The 20309-nt window shown below is 40.0% G+C and carries 17 protein-coding genes; 10 read left to right on the top strand and 7 right to left on the bottom strand.

The genetic code is table 11. The features are described from left to right. The first annotated feature begins 249 nt into the window (after nt 1–249). Nucleotides 250–2313 carry a S9 family peptidase gene (locus N483_RS00830; RefSeq protein ID WP_023398121.1) on the top strand — a complete coding sequence of 688 codons (2064 nt, stop codon included), beginning with the start codon at nt 250–252 and terminating at the stop codon, nt 2311–2313. Between the two features lie 265 nt (nt 2314–2578). On the opposite strand, the gene N483_RS00825 is transcribed toward N483_RS00830, so the two are convergent. Next, on the bottom strand, nt 2579–3838 hold the full coding sequence (locus N483_RS00825) for an adenylate/guanylate cyclase domain-containing protein (protein ID WP_023398122.1): 1260 nt from the start codon (nt 3836–3838) through the stop codon (nt 2579–2581). Between the two features lie 195 nt (nt 3839–4033). Between N483_RS00825 and N483_RS00820 the strand changes: the two genes are divergently transcribed. Further along, the gene (locus N483_RS00820; protein WP_023398123.1) at nt 4034–5902 is read left to right on the top strand and encodes a winged helix-turn-helix domain-containing protein; all 1869 of its coding nucleotides are present in this window, start codon (nt 4034–4036) and stop codon (nt 5900–5902) included. Nucleotides 5903–6406: 504 nt separating this feature from the next. After that, a complete protein-coding gene (locus N483_RS00815; RefSeq protein WP_023398125.1) occupies nt 6407–6958 on the top strand; it encodes a GNAT family N-acetyltransferase in 552 nt (183 codons plus the stop codon). A gap of 579 nt (nt 6959–7537) precedes the next feature. On the opposite strand, the gene N483_RS00810 is transcribed toward N483_RS00815, so the two are convergent. After that, nucleotides 7538–8419, bottom strand: coding sequence for a LysR family transcriptional regulator (locus tag N483_RS00810; RefSeq protein WP_023398126.1), 882 nt, complete (start codon nt 8417–8419; stop codon nt 7538–7540). A gap of 117 nt (nt 8420–8536) precedes the next feature. On the opposite strand from N483_RS00810, the gene N483_RS00805 reads away from it, so the two are divergent. Beyond that, complete coding sequence (locus tag N483_RS00805; protein WP_023398127.1) at nt 8537–9922, top strand: S41 family peptidase; 1386 nt, start codon at nt 8537–8539, stop codon at nt 9920–9922. Nucleotides 9923–10855: 933 nt separating this feature from the next. Here N483_RS00805 and N483_RS00800 read toward each other — a convergent pair. Further along, entirely contained in the window at nt 10856–11767 is a 912-nt protein-coding gene (locus N483_RS00800) for a LysR family transcriptional regulator (protein WP_052027344.1), read from the bottom strand. Between the two features lie 92 nt (nt 11768–11859). Between N483_RS00800 and N483_RS00795 the strand changes: the two genes are divergently transcribed. After that, nucleotides 11860–12348 carry an SRPBCC family protein gene (locus N483_RS00795; protein WP_023398130.1) on the top strand — a complete coding sequence of 163 codons (489 nt, stop codon included), beginning with the start codon at nt 11860–11862 and terminating at the stop codon, nt 12346–12348. Nucleotides 12349–12398: 50 nt separating this feature from the next. Further along, nucleotides 12399–12833, top strand: coding sequence for a GFA family protein (locus tag N483_RS00790; protein ID WP_023398131.1), 435 nt, complete (start codon nt 12399–12401; stop codon nt 12831–12833). Between the two features lie 281 nt (nt 12834–13114). Here N483_RS00790 and N483_RS00785 read toward each other — a convergent pair whose 3' ends face one another. Both N483_RS00785 and N483_RS00780 read right to left on the bottom strand, forming a co-directional pair. After that, nucleotides 13115–13294 carry a hypothetical protein gene (locus tag N483_RS00785; RefSeq protein WP_023398132.1) on the bottom strand — a complete coding sequence of 60 codons (180 nt, stop codon included), beginning with the start codon at nt 13292–13294 and terminating at the stop codon, nt 13115–13117. A 40-nt stretch (nt 13295–13334) separates the two neighbouring features. Beyond that, complete coding sequence (locus N483_RS00780; protein WP_023398133.1) at nt 13335–14999, bottom strand: SUMF1/EgtB/PvdO family nonheme iron enzyme; 1665 nt, start codon at nt 14997–14999, stop codon at nt 13335–13337. A gap of 409 nt (nt 15000–15408) precedes the next feature. On the opposite strand from N483_RS00780, the gene N483_RS00775 reads away from it, so the two are divergent. The 4 genes from N483_RS00775 to N483_RS00760 all read left to right on the top strand — a co-directional run bounded on the left by N483_RS00775 (nt 15409) and on the right by N483_RS00760 (nt 18669). Beyond that, nucleotides 15409–16146 carry a serine aminopeptidase domain-containing protein gene (locus N483_RS00775; protein ID WP_023398134.1) on the top strand — a complete coding sequence of 246 codons (738 nt, stop codon included), beginning with the start codon at nt 15409–15411 and terminating at the stop codon, nt 16144–16146. A 61-nt stretch (nt 16147–16207) separates the two neighbouring features. Continuing rightward, nucleotides 16208–16714, top strand: coding sequence for a YdcF family protein (locus N483_RS00770; RefSeq protein WP_023398135.1), 507 nt, complete (start codon nt 16208–16210; stop codon nt 16712–16714). Between the two features lie 274 nt (nt 16715–16988). Beyond that, nucleotides 16989–17951: a hypothetical protein gene (locus tag N483_RS00765; RefSeq protein ID WP_023398136.1), complete on the top strand. Its 963-nt coding sequence runs from the start codon at nt 16989–16991 to the stop codon at nt 17949–17951. 208 nt (nt 17952–18159) lie between these two features. Continuing rightward, nucleotides 18160–18669 carry a hypothetical protein gene (locus tag N483_RS00760; RefSeq protein WP_023398137.1) on the top strand — a complete coding sequence of 170 codons (510 nt, stop codon included), beginning with the start codon at nt 18160–18162 and terminating at the stop codon, nt 18667–18669. 321 nt (nt 18670–18990) lie between these two features. On the opposite strand, the gene N483_RS00755 is transcribed toward N483_RS00760, so the two are convergent. Further along, complete coding sequence (locus N483_RS00755) at nt 18991–19509, bottom strand: MerR family transcriptional regulator (RefSeq protein ID WP_023398138.1); 519 nt, start codon at nt 19507–19509, stop codon at nt 18991–18993. Nucleotides 19510–19639: 130 nt separating this feature from the next. Next, complete coding sequence (locus N483_RS00750) at nt 19640–20218, bottom strand: hypothetical protein (protein ID WP_023398139.1); 579 nt, start codon at nt 20216–20218, stop codon at nt 19640–19642. Nucleotides 20219–20309 lie beyond the last annotated feature (91 nt).

Below are 20309 nucleotides of genomic sequence, written 5' to 3'. Positions count from 1 at the left end.
TAATAAATAATTCGTTTCTCAGGAGAGCACACAAAACCGTGAGTTAAAATAGCAATGATGTCGCGGTAAAAATGTTCATTTTTAATCACTCATCAATTATGCTTATTTATGCAATTAAGCTGTTAGTCGCATACCTAGGACGATTAGTCGCAAACAGTGGTTTTCTGTAAGGCCGAACGTAAAATGGCGTAAATTTTTTATAGCTCGACGTTTCACGTCTTTCTCACACTCTTTTTCAAGGCTAGTATAATGAAATTGATAAAATCGACTATTGCTCTTGCTGTTGGCCTCGTCAGCACAAGTGCTTTGGCAATAGCTCAGTCAGATACAATCACCCTAGAAGATATTCCAAAAATTCAAAAAGTCATCAGTTCAGCGGTAAGCCCTGATGGTGAGTCAGTAGCATTCACCCGCTCAGTGCCGCGTGAACTGTACGTTGACAAAAATGGAAAAAACTTTGCTGAGCTTCACCTTGTTGATGACAATGGCGTCGAGCGTCCGTTTATTACCGGCAAAGTGAATATCAGCAGCATCTCTTGGTCAGCTGATGGTCAATTTATTTATTTCTTAACGAAGAAAAAAACAGATAAGTTTAAAACTTTGTATCGCATTGCCTTTAACGGCGGTGAGGCACAAAAGGTATTTGCTTTAAAAGACACGTCCATATCAAAATATCAGCTTAGCCCTAACGGGAAACAAGTTGCAGTCCTTGCCATGCCAGCAAAAGATAGCTCTGAAAAAGAGCTGAAAAAACTTGGTTTTATGGCCGAAGTATATGAACTGGGCCTAAAGAACAAACAGCTTCACATCATTAACCTAGAACCAAGCCAAAAGCCTATCACGCCTGATGTGGTCGCCGTAGAAGGGTATGTAAGCGATGTTAATTGGTCCGATGATGCGAGCAAACTGCTTGTAAAAACGCAGCCTACAGCACTCATAGATGACCAATACATGAAGTCTCAATGGCATGTTATGGATGCCAAAACAAGGCAAATAACCACATCGTTTAAAACTGAAGGTAAGTTAGGTGAAGCCGAGTTTTCACACGATGGTAAGTATATTGCTATTTTAGGCGCTGAAGACAAACACGATCCTGCAAAAGGTCGCTTATTCTTAGCAAATGCAGAAACAGGCAAAGTTGAAGAGTGGATCCCTAATTTCATGGGCCATATTGGCGACTTTGAGTGGTCTAATCGCAAAAATACACTGAACTTCGTAGGGCATGTAGGTGCCGAAAGCTTTGTTGGTCAAATTAAAGTTGGTTCGCAAAAATATAAAAAATTAGTCAAAGAAGGCCGATTTATTGCCGGTCGATTGTCTGTTTCTGACTCAGACAAAACAATTGCACTAACAGCCCACACTGCAAAACACCCGAGCGAAGTGTTTATGCTGCGCAAAAAACGCCCTACTCGTTTGTCTAATTCAAACGCATGGTTAGATAACAAACGTTTTGCAAAACAAGAAGCACTGACTTTCAAAGCGCGAGATGGTGTTGAAATTGGCGGTGTACTTATCTACCCACTGGATTATCAAGAAGGCCAACGCTACCCACTTATAATGTCTGTGCACGGCGGTCCAGAGTCTCACGATAAAAATGGCTGGTTAACGAGCTATTCAGACCCTGGCCAAATGGGCGCAGCACGCGGCTATGCTATATTTTATCCAAATTACCGTGGCTCTACGGGCAAAGGCGTTGACTACTCAAAGTTAGGCCAAGGTGACTACGCAGGCAAAGAGTTTGACGACCTAGTCGATATGAAAAAATACCTTGTCGACATTGGTTTAGTTGATACAAAACGCGTAGGTATAACTGGCGGCTCTTACGGTGGTTATGCGTCTGCTTGGGGCGCGACAAAACTTACTGAACATTTCGCGGCAAGTGTTATGTTTGTTGGTGTCACAAACCAATTATCAAAATTTGGCACAACTGATATTTCAAATGAAATGTTTTTGGTACACGCGCGCTCTTATCCTTGGCAGAAGTGGCAATGGTATCTGGAACGAAGCCCTATATACTGGGCCGGTCAGTCAAAAACACCACTGTTGATTATGCATGGTAAAGATGATCCACGTGTACACCCTGCACAATCAATGGAATTGTACAGATATATGAAAGTACAAGGTAAAGATGTTCGCCTGATTTATTACCCGGGAGAAGGTCACGGCAATCGCAAAGTGGCAGCACAATATGATTACAGCATTCGTCTAATGCGTTGGATGGATAACTACCTTATCCACGGAAACAAAGCTATGCCTGACTATAAAATAGATCATGCAGCTAAACTTAAAGCGACGAAAGAAGCGAATAAATAAGTAATTCCATGTCAAAAGAGTAAAGCGATGTAAAGTCGTTTTGCTCTTTTCTTTTTGCCACTCAAAAATATGCTTACCAAAAATTCATTACTCCTTTGAATTCTCAATGACCCCTTCCATGCGCTTCAAAGCATGAGAAAGTTTAATACCTTCCCAAAAAGAACAATAATTTTGGCAAGCTTATTTTTGAGCTGTCCCCATAATAAATCAAAAGCGCTCAAAATAAAACCAAAATATTTTCAATGTATAAACGAAAAATAAACATTTAAATTGACGGATCAAAAAACACCTCTATCGGCTCAATACGCCCTTTCAAGGTAACTTCAGCGGCTTTTTGTAAGTCAATGTGTTCTGATTGAACAACACTCACTTTACTGATAAGCAACGGTTTTTTTAAATCTTTGGTTTTGCTCTCAATTCTAGCAGCAACATTAACTGTGTCTCCAATGACGGTGTAATCCATACAACTGACACTGCCAACATTGCCGGCAATAGCTTCGCCACTGTGAACACCAATGCCAATTTCTAAACTCGGCAATCCTTCGTCGACAAACTCTTTGTTTAGTGCTTCTAGCGCCTGCAACATCTCTTTTGCCGCATCTATCGCATTTCTGGCACTGTTACCTTCATCTTGGGGAGTGCCAAAAATTGCCATAATTGCGTCACCAATAAATTTATCAACCATGCCATCATATTTAAAAACGATAACACTCATGGCTGAAAAATAGCGATTTAATAAACCGGTTATGACTTCGGGCTCATGCGACTCACACAAGCTTGTAAAACGTCTTATATCAGCCATAAGTACGGTGACATTGCGCCGTTCGCCACCGGGCTCGATATCGACTTTGCCCGTTTCAACCGCACTCACTAGCTTTTTTGGTAAATACCTAAGTAACCTTTCTCTGTGGCGTAGACGGGTATAGGTGTTTGTGATGTAACTTGAAATTGACCACGCCAGTAGACCCGAGAACAATATGATAATCTGTTCATGCATTTCAATCGCCCGGGCAGTGCCACTGTGTTCTAAAATAATGGTTCCTGTTGCCAAACAACATAACGTTGAATAGTAAATAATGAGTTTGCCCTGCCTAAACGCACTCATCACATTAAACAAAATCAATGCGCTAATGAGCATTAATTCAAATTCAGTATTGTGCATATCATGTAAAAAGTGCCCAATCTCAGACAAAAACTCCATTTCCAGTGTGATTGCCAAGATAATGAGATAGTCGAATAGAATTGATACATACTTTAACCAAGGCTTATACCCCTCACTTTTAGCAAAGCGTGCCACGCACAAACACCAAATTGCAGTCAACGCCATAGTGCCAACGTCTACAATGATAAGCGTCCAATCTATCCCTCTATTTAGCAAGCCTATCAAAAGCTCTAGAATAAATAGTGACATCAGCCCCACAAATCGAATTTGGTTGATGTGGAATTCCATTTCCATCTCTCTTTGCTGATAACAGTCTGTGAGTAACACATCAAAAGACTCATCTATATCCTTTAACCATTTCATAAATATCTTGCCACCATTTAGTCTCTTTTATTTACCGCTACAAAAATCATACGCAGCTACACCTAACTCCTTTAGTGTAGCTTGGTCACTTTCAAATACATTAAGCGATAAAAACTAAGTGGAATTCAGAGCATTCACAAATGACAGCCTCTGCGCTACTATTGCAGCCACTACAATGGAGTGATTGCCCAAACCATGCTGTATTTTTTAGACTTTAAATTCGATATTCAACAAGGATTACTCTTTAAAAATCAGAGTAATGTGCCTTTAACCCCTACACAATGTAAGCTGTTAACACTATTAATCGAATCAAAAGATAAAGTTCTTAGCAAAGAGGACATACTTGATCATGTTTGGCAAGATCGCGTGGTATCTGAACAAGTCGTATTCCAAAATATCAGCCAACTAAGGGCGCTAATTTCAGACGAAGCGATAAAAACCTTTCCCAAACGCGGCTATCAATGGCAGCTTGTACTAAGCACACCACCAGTTGGCGACACTCCATCGGACGAACACCCACTTAAGAATACAGGTAGAGCAAGCCTGCCTCTGATCCTAGCGCTAATTTCATTTGCAACGATCAGTCTTTGTGCTTTGTTTTGGTATTGGCCTAGCAGTAACATCACAACAAACCATAGTGTCCCCCAAAAAGCTCAATCAGTTTTGTTAGTGCCTATTTCCCCGCGGTTTGAGGGGCACCTCAGCTCTGAAACACAAGCCCTAAACAATACCTTGTCTACCAATTCCCTTGCTCCTAGTAATACTAGCTCCGCACAAGCGATATTCAATTCACCTTACATAGAATACAAAAAACTCGTGCCCTCTTCGGACAAGCTAATTTTGAGTGGTTTTGTATATCAACAACGTATTGAAGATGAACACGTATTTTTACTGGAATACCGCCTTCAAGGCCACTTAAGGCATTGGCAAGGGTATCTGTATGGCTCCACAGTCAATGACCTTAAAGCGCAGTTAAAAAGAAAAATAGATAGCCTTGTACAGTCAGACTATTTCTATCTGCAAATAGACTCCTTTACAACCTCAGAGCTGGCAATGCTCAATAACCAAGACCCTAATGATTTAGACGTTTTAAAACATCTGATAGAACGTTTGCTGTCTGAATATAACCACAATGTGGCCAGCGCTCGAATTGAGCAAATGATAAGCCTGAGTGAGCAACAAAACCACCCGATATACATGGCCTATGCACAATGGTTAAAAGCGCGTTTATTCATCGCATTAAACCAGTTTCAACTCGCACAACAGCACTTAGAGCAAGCCAGCAACTTGATGGACCAAGCCGACTTTAATGCACTCAACAGCGAAATCAGTAAGTCACTTGCAGATGTTGCCGCACACCACAAAGATTTCCCAACAATTCAAAAGCATTTATATAAATCTGCCAGCCAAGCTCGCTTGGCTAACCGACCAGTCCAAGAGATAAGGGCTTATACTCTGCTATCGATAAATGCATTTAAACTAAAGCGTGAGAAAGAGAAGTACGACTATTTGTTTCAAGCCAAAACACTCCTTGCCGATCATCAACTCGACGGTTCTCACTATATGCTTATTTTTTACCACTTTGCGCTGTTTGAGCAAACCGTTGAGGAAAAGCAACGATTTTATTTAAAAGTGCTAGAACAACCAGTTACACCTGAAAACTACTGGGTGTTTTTCTCTGTCAGTGAACAGCTCGCGAATTTATATCTAGGTCAAGATCAGTCTGAGCAAGCTTTGGCTTTAACAAGTAATATTACTGAGCCCGCCAGGAAACACTTTTTACTTGCCAAAATTTATCATCGACTAGAGCAGCCCGAGTTAGCTAAGCAACACGCACGCACAAGCTTTAATACCGCCCGAATGCAACATATTGACTGGGTAGGACTAGATATGGCGCTCAAACTATTGGAGTTGGGAGCCGAGCTACAAGATGAAACCGATGCCATGATCTACCGTCACTACATCCAAAATACAGCTCGCCCCAGATGGCAGCGCGTTAACCGAGAAAAGCTCTCAAAATTAGGGGTGATTAACCCTTATGAGCAGAACAAGAAGAAGATCTAACTTGATATATTAAAAGTTTATACATGAGCTTAGTGATTAGAAGAGTAGATTTGAGTGTCATCTGGTCGTTTTGAGAGAGCAAGAGACTGTCAGATATCATTTTTCACCCAACAATTCGGAGCTATCCAACTCAAATTTTGTTACAACATACTGTTTGCAACTCGCCTAGTATTTTGTTCTAGTCAAACCCGTGAAAAAGAATAAGGACTTCATGATGAAAGACAGTGCTGAGGATATAAGGAATGAATTTAAAGCAAAGTTCTTATATTGGAAAAATGTGAAAAGTAAAAAAACTAGGGCTGCATTTATATTATTATTTCCGTGCTTGATAGGATTAAAGCCTTCACCACAACTTTAACATTCGATTGGTTTTCAGAGCTAGTGAGATCCTCACAAGTTTAACAGTTAAAGTGTTAATAAAAGCGAGTAGCGATATATTTCGTTACGTATTAGTGACCACCGCTTAATTTTCGAACTATATCACTCTATTTGCGGATACTAAATATGACCATCAAATTCAAACCTCTTACCAAACATGATACTAACTACGCAAAAGTTATAGATCTTTTTTTTGAAGCTTTTCCAAAGGTGCAACGGCTGCCTTCATGGGTTGTTAAATATAGATTGAGAAACGGTAAAGCAGGGTTTTATTCTCTATATGACCAAGATATTTGGGTGGGATTTATCTATGTTAAAGCGTATAAAAACATTATATTTGTAAAGTTTTTTGCAATATCAGAGCAGCGTCGTTCTGATGGCTACGGCAGCAAGGTTATGGATTCGATGAAAGATGAATATTCCGGGCAAAGAGTTATCTTGAATATTGAGGAGCTTGATAATTCAGCGGATAATTTTCAACAGAGAATTAAACGTAAAGCTTTTTATGAAAAAAATGGATTCACTTCTACAGGATATATTGTGAAAGAACCTGCTGAAAGACAAGAGATGCTGATACGCGGTGGGACGATATGCAAAGAAGAGATAGAGGCGATGTACAAACATTTTTTAGGGAATCTCCTGTACGCTATACTGAAGCCTGAAATCCTAGAAATTTAAAGAGACACTTCTAAATTCATTTATTTATTCGGCACTAATGAGTGAATAACGGACATGCGTTTATTCTGTTATTTGAACGACTCGTAAGCGTGAGGCTTAATCCCGTGAAGAAAGTAGGCTCGCTCCAGCCATATCCAACAAAAATCGTATTTAATCCAGCGTAGCTTGTAATAATTACTCCAATTAAGCTGGCCATTATCAAGGTTATGAGTCACCATTGAACGGCTTCAGCATCCTTAACATTTCTAACAAGCAAACTAATCTCCCCTAAAAATACACTCATATACTGTGATAAAAAACACACGTACTTATCGTTTATTTCAATGCCATGCACAGGTCAACTAAGTATAAGTACAAGGCTTACCCTGTTTAATTAGTTGGTTTTACATTTTTTGGCGCTTAGTCCGCTTAAACCATTTGCGTTATTCTTTTTTCAATTGTCTCCCTGTACATTCCGGCAATAGAAAGAATTGCATATCAGCCAATTAAAACACTCACTAAGGCCAAAGTTGAAATATGTTGATAGACATACTTGGTCAACTAAACAGGCGCGTTTTTAGTAAGACTACTAAGAGGATGTTATTTTACCTCGTTACATAGGTCGACTAGCCAACCAACAAAGATTTCAATTTTATCGCGGTAATGACTTCCTGCGCTAAAGTGAATGAAAAAATCCCCCCAAGGCAAATGGAAGCTTAATGTATCCAGCGCAATAAGCTGGCCTTGTTTGATGAGATCATTAATAATAAAGTCGCAACTCATAGCTATACCGCCGTTCCCTTGTGCTATTTTAGCAGCTAACAACCCATGGCTTACGTGTTGTATTGTTAAGTTTTTAGGTGTCTCTAGTTTTTGTTGTTGTATCCAAATTAGCCAATCCTGTCCGTTCTCAGAGCTTATGAGAGGGAAGTCTAACAAGGATTGAGGCCTATCTAAGTCTAATTGCTTATATATTTCTGGCGCGCAAACTGGAAACCAGTTTTCCTCTCTTATCTGTTGAGTAATAAAATTTGGTGGGGCAGGCCAGGAACCGACTAAAACATCGTACTCAGACGGCTCTGCTAATTCTGCTTCTCCTGTCATTGAAAGGTCTATGCTAATGTCGGGGTTTAATTCATAAAACTCTGGTATTCTCGGTGCTAACCATTCTACCGCGACGGCGGTTTGTGCTATCACTTTGAGCTTAACATTCTTTTCGAGGATAAGGTGATCAGTTACCGTTTGCATTCGCTTAAAGCAATCTTTTATCACTGAGAAAAAAATATCACCATCTCCTGTTAAAGAAATTTTATTGTTGCTCCTTATAAATAGCTTTTTGTTTAAAAATGCTTCTAATGATTTAATTTGATGACTAATTGCACTTTGGCTTACACATAGTTCTTGTGCAGCTAGGCTAAAGCTCAAATGCCGTGCTGTGGCTTCAAATGCTTGCATAGATTTTAATGGTGGTAGCTTACTCACAACATTCCTTATTATTTTTATTCATGAGCACGTTAGTTCTTATCATTTTATTTCATGGGATAAAGATTGTAAATTGAAACTGTCTATCTATAAAACTTATTATAATTAAGGTATTACATGAAAATAACATTAGTTTTATTAGGTGTAGCTCTATTAATGGCCTGTTCATCACCTCAACAACTTAATCAATCGAAAACGACATTAATTTCGGTCGAGGCACTCAAAAGTGATTTTGTACAGCTCAAGGAGCTACTGGATTCTACACACCCTGATCCGAGCTTTACGATGGATGTAGAAGCAGCAAAGCTACATATAAATAAATTGTCAGAGGAGCTAAATACACCGCTTAGCCAATTGGAAGCATGGAAATATATGGCTCAACTCAATCCATTTTTCTCTGATGGTCATATGGCAATTTTTTATCCCAAACTAAATAAAAACTATAACCAGCATATTGCAAACGGGGGACAACTTTTTCCAATTGATATACGGATCAGTAAATCGAATAAGCTTTACGTCAATACCAACAAATACGAGTCACTTGATATAATGTTTGGTGATGAAATAACCAAGATAAACGGTAGTGATGCAAGTGATGTGATTGACACAATTTTAAGCCGGATGCATGGTGATTCTTTAATCCACCGTCAAGCTCTGGCTTCAGATAGGTTTGCTAAGATGTTCTGGCTAATGTATGGAGATTCAGGAGCTTATCACTTTGAAATATACAGTGACTCTAAGCGGCGAGAGGTTGTGATTGATGGCGTCTTTGGCGAGAGTGATAAATCTACCTTCACCATCGATGACTTTCTTAATCGAAAGGTTTTAAATAACAATATTGGCTATTTACGTATCGATAGATTCTATTACCCTCCTTACCTTGAAGAATCATTTTTTAAGTTTATGGAAGAGACTTGGCTGCTATTTAAGCAAGCAAAAGTGCAAGACGTTATTATAGATGTACGTACTAACCCTGGTGGAACGGATCATTACTGGCAAAGAGGTATTTCGCCTTATGTCGCCTCAAAGCCATTTCCATTTATATCTAAATATAAAGTTCGCCTCACTGAGCGTAACTTGAAATTAGGGCCGGCAAAAGGTGACTTAGGCGCAATAGTTGAACGCCCGTATAAACCGCTTATACCCGTATCAGGGAAAGAAAATCAAAAAATTCCCGGTAAAGCTTATTTATTAATGGGACCATTGAGTTACTCATCGACAATCTTGTTTCTAACCGCATTTCAAGATGCTGAACAAGCAGTAATTGTAGGTCAGCGAACTGGAGTACGGTCATGTACTACGGGTAGAATTCAACCATTCAAATTAGCTGGCTCTAATCTGGAAGTGACCATACCAACAGCTATATTTACTCGCTCAGCTGGTGCAGTGAAATGTCATGAACCGATAGAGCCTGATATAGTTTTACCTGTAAACTCAGCTGAGCCTGAAAATACAATTTATGAGTTAGAGGAAATAATTATGAAGCAACGTATTAAAAGTTGACCTTGAATCTACTGTTACTTAAGTAACGGTTTAACTACTCCTTTCTCGCTTTATATTTCGGTTTCATTGCGGAAGTTTGACATTTGGACAAGCTAGAAATTAACTAATATTAAAATTAAACATGGATGTGGAAGTTAGTTTTATCAGCTTGTCCTAGAGTGATTATCTCTTCAGTATAATCAATGCATATTAAGAGAAACTTTTAATATTCCAAAAGGACAGATAAATGATTGATGCCAATGCTCCTTTGCCTCGTATTTTAACCAACTTTTATTGTTTACTGGCATGGCGTTATCGTTCACAATGGTCACAATAATTTTTACAGGTTTCTTTAATACTGTCACTAGCCGGACTTGATTGGCTGTTTCCGTACTGTTTTAGGTAGCTTAATTACTCGGGAGTTACCACAACATGATTTCTCATTGAAATGGAAGCTATGCTGACTATCATCGGTGTCTGTTACTGGTCTGTATCAGAAAATCGGGGTTGACTAAGCCCTATTAGTCGAACTTGATACATGAGCAACACACTGTATTTTTATGTCGTCCATTATAGAAGTCCCTACGCCAACTCTTAACGATAAATGAAGTTGACTATTGGCACCGACACTGTCGAAATTTAAACTTTCAACTTAAAGTCAATTACTTATAAATTTTTTTGGTTGGATAAGTATGTTCCCGAACTGACATGTTAGGTTCAACTAATTCTGATAGTCTGCTTTTTTTAAGCTGTTGATTATAATCACAGCGCAAAAAGGTGCGAGCAACGTTACCTCTGAGCTATACCCGTAAACGAAGGAATAGAAAATACCAAGCCTATGGCGCTGCTCCTCACACGTTGTGAGTTTTTGCACAACATTGCTCACCTTTTGTATGGACAAAGTTAAATTACTTGAGAGCAACAACATATGAAAATTTGGACTTACTGCTTCGTCTAGCTTTGTTGCTGTCCTAACAATGCCTTTTTTTTGCTCTCAAACAAGTCCACTAAAAACTCTCTAAAACGCCTTAACCGTGTTACATCCCTATGATCCGGGTGAGACAGTAACCAGACCTCATGATTTAACATAGGTTCACAATCGGGTAAGCGCATCACTCCTTCAAGTTTATCCGCAAAGAAACAAGGTAACATAGCGATCCCTAACCCTGCTTTTAGTGCTTGGGCTTGTAACGCCGCGGTATTAAAGTTATAACGCCTTTTTATATTGGGATATGGAGATATTTTTATCCACTCTGGGTTAGTATCTGTTTCACCCCACCCTAAAAAGCAGGCATCCGTGTCTTTTGCTTCTAAGTCTCTATTTTCAAGGTAGTTTTCACTGACATAAAAGCAGCTACTAATCGTCGCTAACTTCCTGCCAATCAAAGGTTCTGGTGGTTGTTTACCAAATCCCAATATCCGCACCGCAATATCTGATTCTCTTGAAGAGATGTTAAGTACTTGGCTGGAAATAAGTACTTCAATATCTATCGCTGGATATTGCTCAGTAAACTGATGCAAATGTGGCATAAGCAGCTCATGAGCTAACACATCTGGCAAAGTTAAGTGGATCTCACCACTTAATTCGTGATCTTTGCCCTGTAGCTGGCGCTCAGCACTTAAAATGGCATCTTCAGCTTGGGTGGCATGGCTCATCATTGTTTTCCCTTCATTGGTAAGCTTAAAGCCTGTCACCTTTCGTTCAAATAAACGCGTACCAAGCTGTTTTTCCAAATTATCTATACGACGCTTAACTGTGGTATGACTAACACCCAGTGCTTCAGCCGTTGCTCTTGCACTGCCTGCTCTTGCAACATGAACAAAAAACTGAACATCCTGCCAGTCTATGGAACTTTTATGCACCACAAAGGTCTCTTTTTTGCTATATCGGAATGCTGAGTGTCCATTTAAAATCATTTCATGTCAATAAATTGAAACTTTGAACTTGGGACAAAAACATGAATATAGCTACCGCTATCGAAATAAACTTAGATAAAGACTCCGTATGGAAGCTGCTGGCAGAGGATTTCACGAGCATTCAATTATGGTTTCCAGCTGTTAAAAAATCTTACGCACTGAAAGCACATACCCAATTGGAAGGTGCAAGTTGTGCTGGTCGAGTTTGTGAATTAAGCGATAAACCTAATGGCCTAAAAGCAGAGGAAATAATTACAAACTATGACAGCGCCAACGGCACGCTCTCAATGAAAGTGGAAGTGAAAAATGCGCCAAAACTATTTCCGGTACGCAGTAACGATGTAACCTTTACCCTCACCGCTGTATCAACTGATCGCACGTTACTTTCTTTCCAAGCTAAGCCGACACTTAAAGCTCATGGTTACTTACTTTATCCGTTACTTAAGCTTGGTTTAACCAAGAGCTTTAAAGACTTGAACAAGGCATTTAAAGCCCATTGTGAATCAGCGGGCGTTATGCAGCCTGTATAAACCATAACTTCATCATTAATCTAAAGTAAATAACTAAAAACGAGATATATATGACTACCGTAAAAACTGGATCGTGCGCTTGTGGTGAATTTAATTATGAAGTCTCAGGGGACCCAATGGGTTTAGCTATTTGCCACTGTACTGCCTGCAAAAAACGTACAGGTTCTGCCTTTGGTATGGGCTGCTTTTTTCCAAAAGAAAACCTTAAATTACAAGGTGAATACAAAGAATATACGCGAATAGCAGATAGCGAAAGAAGTGTGACTCACCGCTTCTGTACAAAATGCGGGACAACAATAATGTGGACGGCCCAAGCTATGCCTAACGGCATCGCGGTTGCCGGCGGTAGTTTTGATGACCCGAACTGGATCACGCCTCCTTTACATGCATGGGGAAGTAAAGCATTGCCTTGGTTTCAATTTCCAGAAGGTGTTAACGTCTTTGCAGAAAACCCCAACAAAAAAGTCGTGCTTAAACAAGAGTAAATAGCTCATTTAAGTTACATAAACAAAACGAGAAGATTTAAGAAAAAACAAGCTAAGTAAGATTTTTCCTAGATAGTACGTCAATTGAGCACTTTGATTTTTAGAAGGTTATCACCTAAACCATCGAAATATAAATACTTCTGGCTTTCATTTCACGTTAGAATTTCCCCATAATCAAAAATGAGCGATTTGCTCTTTTTCTGAGGATGGGGACATTCGCTTGCTTTGTAATTAAAAACGGCATTGATAATCAAATGTTAAAGTCCGTTTTTCGTTCATAGCTATCTGCTAGATTTTTTCTTGTTCTGCTCACAAGGGTTAATCCACCTCAATTTTGAGAACTTTTCTCGGTTAACACACTGGTATCGGGTGCGAGCTCTGTTTTGCATGTAGTGACGGCAGGTCATAACATCGGTTTCGTCTTGCAGCTCGGCTCCCAACCCCAATAGTTTGAGAGCCATATCGAGTCCTACCCAGTCAATATGTTGCATCCGGTCAGTATTACATTTTTTGAATATCAAACCAGTTTACTGCGAATAAAGAGGCTTCTCCTTGCACTGTTAATGTGTGACGTCCTTTACTTAAGTTTACCTCAATACCTTGTATTGTTTTCCAACCGCGCTCTCCAGACAATGCAGGGGTTGTAATCACATTGCCATTCACTTTAATCCAGTAACGTTGGTCAGCACCTGAGTGGAACAAACGAATATCCATTTTGTACTTTCCAGCTTCTTTTGCTGCAAGGAAATAACTCGCTTTACTCTTGCCGATAGAGCTAATGATCTTGTCAGACTCTGGTTCAAAACCGGAGTTGATCACATCCACACCGGGCGCAAAGTTAAATGCTTCACCTTGAATACGTGATGGGATCACATGGGCTGTTTTTGAACCACTGTCAGCACTGGCACTTGGCAAACTTTTAGCATCACCATTGAGTGCAATGACATGGTATCTGGCATTGTGTTGCAACGGTTTTTTATCGATAAAGTGCGCTGTTTTGTGGTTTTTAGCCAGTAGCGTACTGACGTTTTTCAAAGGATCTTGTCGATATACTTGATAGCCAGTAACTTGGCCTTTACCAGCTGATTGCCAGGTCACTTTATTATTGCCATTGTCATGACTCGAAACCTTTAAATTTTTTGGTTTAGTGGGGTATTTAGGGTTTTCACGAACATGTTTGGCTTTTACTTTTTGCTGAGCTGCACTCAATTTTTTAACAAACCATGGCGTCCCTTGACTGGCTGGGATATCTTTTCCTTTTGTGTCTCTAACTAGCCTAAACCCTTCAAGTGCCGCAAAGAAGTCTTCATTCATGGACATGCGTTGACTCGAGGTATGTGCAGCCCAATGCCAACTTCCACCACGTCCGACATACACTTCACAGCCATTTTCTTTTACTGCACTGCCATCGGTAGGTGCACCTTGATAGGAGTCTTTGTAACAATCAGCAACGCGCTCAACCACATTGCCTATCATATCATATACACCAAAGCGGTTTGGTTCATATAAACCAACGGTTGAAATGAGAACCTCATTGTCATTGCAATCATTAACGGTATAACCGCCACCATATGAAGCATTATACAATTTCTCTGTCAGCGAATACGCATGTAAATCTGCTACATTAGAATACCGGCAAGCGTTTTGGCTTTTGCCCTCATCACCAAAGTAGTATTTTGTTGTTGTGCCTGCACGTGCGGCGTATTCCCACTCGGCTTCGGTAGGCAAGCGATAGTGTTTACCTGACACTTTTGACAACCATTTGGCATAATTCACAGCATCCTTGCGCGAAACACACACCACAGGGTGAAATTCACTTAACACGTATATATTGTCATCCCAAGTACCATCGCGCTCTCCGCTGCCGAACCAACGACGACCAATTCGGTGTGCACACCCTTGGGTATATTCATATCCTGTTGCTTCGATGAACTTCCTATACTCTGCAACTGTGACTTCATATTTTGCCATTTGAAAAGCAGGCACTGATACTTTGCGAGTCGGTTTTTCATCCTCCCGTCCCTGCTCACTTCCCATCACAAATGTGCCTTTTGGAATGCTCGCCATTGGCGGCTCAATATACTTAGTTTGACCGCTTTGAGCAGGAAACATTGTGGCAACTGACAGCACAGAAAATGCGCTCATAAATACAGGGTGTAATCTCATAATAGCTCCTAATTAATTTGCCACTTGAATATGTGCTAGGTGGGGCTAATAGGTCTTAAAGCTTATCTATTAATTGCTAAAATAGACTTTTGATAGAGCTATACCATTGATAATTATAGATAGATAAATTTAATCGATTTTTTATCATTGAAACATGATGCTTGGTAGCAGCGTGATTAGTGTCATTTTTTTGCAAACAGGTTTTAATTTTGTAGGTCTGGCTTCTTTATTTAAGCAACTATATTCAACCTGACGATGCCAAGTTGAGTGCAGTGCGATTTACGACGTTGACCTCATACTTTTTACGGCTCTACAAGACATGTGTCTAACCATCTTGTTTGTTCACCGCAAGATAGTTGGTAGTTGGAAAAATTGATGCCATTTTAAACAAAAAAGCAAAGGAACCGTGATGAAAACAACAATACAGCTTGCAGCCTTATTTTTGGCATTCAACAGCGTTGCCGACTCTCATATCGATCTACCAGCTAACGATGGCTTTATGCTTAAGGCAAGCTACTTTAGTGCCGAAAAGTCGAATAACACAGCAGTACTGATGTTGCACCAGTGTAATTTCAATCGCTCTATGTACAACCAGATTGGAAAACTACTTTCAGAGCAAGGTAGCCACGCATTGAGTATCGATTTTAGAGGCTATGGCGAGAGTAAAAGCTCAGCATTTGACGTCAGCGAAATTGCCAAAATGAAGAAACAAGAAAGAGCCTCAGCGTGGAAAAACATGACTCGACACTGGCCTCAAGATGTAGAAATAGCCTACGAGTTTCTTAGAAATAAAGTCGGAGAAAATGGAAAAATAGGCGTCATAGGAGCAAGTTGCGGAGGTTCTCAAGCCATTACACTGGCACAGAACAACCCAGTGTCTGCGATCGGCTTTTTCTCTTCGGCACAAAGCTATAGTAATATTCAAAAATATGTAGATGATTTATCAAATAAACCAACAGTGATCATCGCAGCGGAAGAAGATGGTACGACTTACACCAGTGCACAAACTTTATTCACTGAGTCCAAAAACGCCAATAGTCGATTTTTAGTATATAAAGGAAAAGGGCACGGTTATCCACTGTTAGAACAGGATAAAAACCTAGCATACACACTGAGCCATTGGTTTACACAGCAACTAACACCTTAAATCTAACTAATCGGTTGCCAAGCGCGCATTCGTAGGTTTTTTATAACAAAAGAGGTATTTGATGAGCAGCGTGATTATTGTATTAGGGCATAAAAATGACCAATATGGGCAATTATCCCCACTTTCAATTGCACGTTGTCAACTCGCGCTCGATGTATTGGACTCTGATCAGACTAGTAAAATCATATGTACGGGAGGCTTTGGTAAAAATTTCAACCAAACCAAAGCCTCACATGCGAAATATAATCGCCAGTATTTAATCCGCCATGGAGTAGCGCAAAATCAATTCCTAGAGGATGCACACAGTCGTTTTACTATTGAAGATGCAACGTTGACTTATCCACTGCTATCAATGCACAAGGCCACAAAAATCATAATAATTAGCTCCGATTTTCACATACCCCGTGTCAAACTTATTTTCGATTTCGTAATGCCTTCAATAGATAAAACGTATTTGCCAGCGAACAGCCCTGCAAGCCAAAAGGAGCTGCTGCGACTGCAGCAACATGAAGTGTTTGCTAGGCAGCGAGACAGCCAAACTTTGAAGGCTAGCCCCTGTTTTAATTAGAGCTTTAATTCCAACTATGACATAAATATTAAAAAATTTATCTTTCGGTAAATCCGGCTTTCACGCAAGTATCAAACCAATCTTTGTTAGTAATTAGATACTAACTACAAAACACTTAATTTGTATGGATTTAATATTTGATATGAAAAAACTAAATTATTTGCGCCAAGTCAAAAATACACAAATAAAACTTTAAATAAACATACTTTTAACATAACCTTTATCGCCAATTTATCTGTGCAAATTTTAGACATTTCAACAATGGAGGGAAATTATGTCTAATAAATTACGTCTAGCAGTACTTACCTCGTCACTTTTCAGTGCATCTGTCTTGGCAAATATCACAATTGGCAATGTCGGTTTTGACAGCAATACGGTGATCCCAAACCCCGGTTCGGCAAACTTTAATATTAACTACTATTTATTTGGTTCTCAGATATTTAACCCCGGTGGCCAAGTAGAATTTTTCTTAACTAAAGACGGTGGTGCAACAGGCTATTACGTTGGTAGAGAAGCCCCTAATTTAAACTGTGCTAGCAATGGCTGTAGGCCCATAAACACGCAAAATACCTTTAAAGTCAGTCCATTTAATATCGACCCTACCACCAAAGCCTATCTGAGCAGCTTGTGCTTGCCGACCGATTTTCAAGTTGTCGCAAGGTTCAATAACTCAGTATCTGTGAGCCACAACACGGCGTCATTTGGTACTGTTGGTAAACCGGACTGGCTATTCCATTCAGGCTCCATGACTCCTGCAAACATATCTACCGGTTATGCAGGTAATCTTAAAGTCACATTTGTAGTCAAGAATGACGGATGCCCGAACTCGCCAGTATTGCCAAAAGTAGGCGTTTTCTTAGCGGATGCGAATAACAATGCACTGGCTTACTTTGGCGCCGTTCAAGTGCTTAATGATGTTGGTTCACAGCATGAAGTGTTATTACCAATGCGAAATCTCAACTTAGCTAAGGGATCATACCGCATCGTGTTAATGGCTGATGTCGAGCGAAAAGTAAATGAAACCAATGAGAACAATAACTTTGGTGCGTTTACGCTGAATGTAACTGATCCTGCTGTGCAATCAGACCAAGAGGCTATTTACTATTACCAACGCAACGCGAATTTGGATAACTCGCCTGAACAATCTGGCTATGGGCTAGAAGAGCTTAGCTACAGCATAACAGAAGAGCAATCGCTTAAAGTTGTGAAGGAGCAAGCGCTCAAACAACAAGACTAATCAAGACTTTGCCATACTTAACAGATCTGAGTATGGCTTTTTCATAACCACAACACTTTAATTGCGACACCCTCTTTCTGATGAGCGGTAGACAATTCTGTCAATTTTCTTCCATTTAATAAAAAAATTCGTACTTGTGTTATTTATTGAAAAAATCCACGTTTTTTAAATTAGCACACACAAAAATGGCATCAAAAAGGAAGGAAAAATGAAAAAAGTATTTGCTTTATGCATGAGCCTTTCGGCTCTTTCGCTCACAGCCCAAGCTGCACCAACTCAATGGCAAGGCTTTTTTAAGGGTCAATGTGAATTAATTGCTCCAGGAAAAGGATCTTTGTATGAGTTTCCTATGTCACTTGAAGTTGGTAGCCCAGTCGACAATCGCGCAGACTGGATAGTAACCTACGGTGAAGGTGCCAATGCACGCCCACGCAATTATACATTGGTTACATTGGATGAAGCCAAGGGGCATTTTGCTGTTGATGAAAACAACGGCATTGTTATCGACCAATACCTGTTTGAAAATAAGTTTGTCAGTTTATTTGAAATAGGGTCTACCAAACTGAATGCTGAATACGAATTGCACAGTGATGGCTCATTGGACGTTGAAATCATCAGTTATACATTTGACACCATTCGTGAAGCACAAGTTGGCCCATATCTAGTTGCTAACTATGGCGGTAAACGAATTCAGAAATGTAAACTGTTTAAATGGTAAAAACCCACTGTTGAAGTAGTTTCTCCCATCAATTCTGTCCGCCTACTCGGGCAGTAATGATAAAACCAAGTACTTGCCCGTTACTTGGTTTTAAAGTGTGAGCTGCTTGGTAAGAAAATAATAATTACAAAAAATATTCTCTTACCAAGCAGTGTCCACACAATTTGTACACCATCCCATTTCAAGCATTTTATTGCTAGCGACTCATTTGATATTGCAAAGGCTATGCGTTTTGGAAGTACAGACTACTGTGTATTTACTAAGAAGTTTAACTGCACATTCTGGTTGCCCGTGATTACCTTTTGCATTCTCGTAGCCGTGCTACTGAGACCATTTTCGTATACTACTTACTTCTTCAGGACTGCAACCCAATGACTCTAGAAAATCCTGATGAACTTCTGGTAAATCGCGCTCAAACTCTCTGTGCCAGCGGTGCATATCATCTTCATCCATCCCTGACGACCTCAGTATATTTACCCACTGTTCTTTGTTCATAATTTTTGTGGTTCTGACCAATGAGTCTTTACCCAGCAGCTCAACAACGAGCTGTTGCTGCTTTCTCAACTCACTTATTTCACTGTTTAAATTGTGCAATCGTTGCTCAAGGATCGTGGTCGAATTGGTATCATCAGAATTCAAAATGTCAGCAATAGATTCTAGGGACAGGCCCGCCTCTCTATAGGTGGCAATTTTTTCCATTTTCTTAAGATCATTGTTCGAATACAGCCGATAATTGGCCTCCGACCTTGCAGATGGCTTCAACAGCCCTATCTTGTCGTAGTACAACAAAGTGCTCCGTGACAAGTCATACATTTTTCCCAGTTGATTAACCGTATACATATGTACCCCATGCAGTCTCGAATCCAAGTAAAAAACTTCTCATCTCAATCACATCATGCCGATTGAATAAGCTGTATTTGGGGACAAGGCCGTGACTGCACGAGTCTCGTGCCTTGTCCCTGCCATCCGCTTAATAATGGCGGTGAATTTTATCGATATTGGCCTCAATCCAGTCTTTCCATTGAGCAATCATTTTTGGATAATGTTTTTTACTGTACAGCTTGAGTAGTTTTTTATTACCCGCCTCAGATAGACCTGTTAAATTATACGTCACTGAAACTAAAGAGCCATTGTCACCACTATTGGACACCACCACACCCACAGTCCCCATACTAACTCCCGGTGTAACCATAGTGTACAGCGCCACATTGCTAGATGTATCATATTCGGAAACATGCCAATAAGTCGTATTGTTTGCATGTTTGGTTAACCAAACAGTGCCTTTTTCGAAGCCATCCCCGCTAAGTATGTTGGGTTTCCAACCCGGCGCCCAAAGAATTTCACCGGGCGCTGTAAATAAAGGCAATGCTTTACTCGGTGGCATGTTTAAGCGAAAAGAACTGCTCCTGTCGATAGTGACAGCATCTTTTTTTACAAACTCAAATTCTTGATCCGCATTATGCTTTTCACTGTAATCCTTAGCCAGTGCACTATTAACCAGCAATAAACTTGTTAAACACATTGCGGTTGAAAACAGATGTTTTTTCACGTTTGGTTCCTCTTTATTTATTTGAATAATGACGCCAGTTGCAAGCTAGGGTATGAAGCTATGGTCAGGTCAACTGCCTTCAAGCGCTTTT

It is taken from the genome of Pseudoalteromonas luteoviolacea NCIMB 1944 (assembly GCF_001625565.1).
GTDB classification, from domain to species: domain Bacteria; phylum Pseudomonadota; class Gammaproteobacteria; order Enterobacterales; family Alteromonadaceae; genus Pseudoalteromonas; species Pseudoalteromonas luteoviolacea_F.
Note: the sequence above shows the minus strand (reverse complement) of the source record. Positions and strands in the feature narration are given on the sequence as shown.

What these genes read in the sequence shown, in the direction of transcription:
- N483_RS00830 (WP_023398121.1), top strand. Translation starts at nt 250, where the DNA reads ATGAAATTGATAAAATCGACTATTGCTCTTGCTGTTGGCCTCGTCAGC.
- N483_RS00825 (WP_023398122.1), bottom strand. Translation starts at nt 3,838, where the DNA reads ATGAAATGGTTAAAGGATATAGATGAGTCTTTTGATGTGTTACTCACA.
- N483_RS00820 (WP_023398123.1), top strand. Translation starts at nt 4,034, where the DNA reads ATGCTGTATTTTTTAGACTTTAAATTCGATATTCAACAAGGATTACTC.
- N483_RS00815 (WP_023398125.1), top strand. Translation starts at nt 6,407, where the DNA reads ATGACCATCAAATTCAAACCTCTTACCAAACATGATACTAACTACGCA.
- N483_RS00805 (WP_023398127.1), top strand. Translation starts at nt 8,537, where the DNA reads ATGAAAATAACATTAGTTTTATTAGGTGTAGCTCTATTAATGGCCTGT.
- N483_RS00795 (WP_023398130.1), top strand. Translation starts at nt 11,860, where the DNA reads ATGAATATAGCTACCGCTATCGAAATAAACTTAGATAAAGACTCCGTA.
- N483_RS00790 (WP_023398131.1), top strand. Translation starts at nt 12,399, where the DNA reads ATGACTACCGTAAAAACTGGATCGTGCGCTTGTGGTGAATTTAATTAT.
- N483_RS00785 (WP_023398132.1), bottom strand. Translation starts at nt 13,294, where the DNA reads ATGGCTCTCAAACTATTGGGGTTGGGAGCCGAGCTGCAAGACGAAACC.
- N483_RS00780 (WP_023398133.1), bottom strand. Translation starts at nt 14,999, where the DNA reads ATGAGATTACACCCTGTATTTATGAGCGCATTTTCTGTGCTGTCAGTT.
- N483_RS00775 (WP_023398134.1), top strand. Translation starts at nt 15,409, where the DNA reads ATGAAAACAACAATACAGCTTGCAGCCTTATTTTTGGCATTCAACAGC.
- N483_RS00770 (WP_023398135.1), top strand. Translation starts at nt 16,208, where the DNA reads ATGAGCAGCGTGATTATTGTATTAGGGCATAAAAATGACCAATATGGG.
- N483_RS00765 (WP_023398136.1), top strand. Translation starts at nt 16,989, where the DNA reads ATGTCTAATAAATTACGTCTAGCAGTACTTACCTCGTCACTTTTCAGT.
- N483_RS00760 (WP_023398137.1), top strand. Translation starts at nt 18,160, where the DNA reads ATGAAAAAAGTATTTGCTTTATGCATGAGCCTTTCGGCTCTTTCGCTC.
- N483_RS00755 (WP_023398138.1), bottom strand. Translation starts at nt 19,509, where the DNA reads ATGTATACGGTTAATCAACTGGGAAAAATGTATGACTTGTCACGGAGC.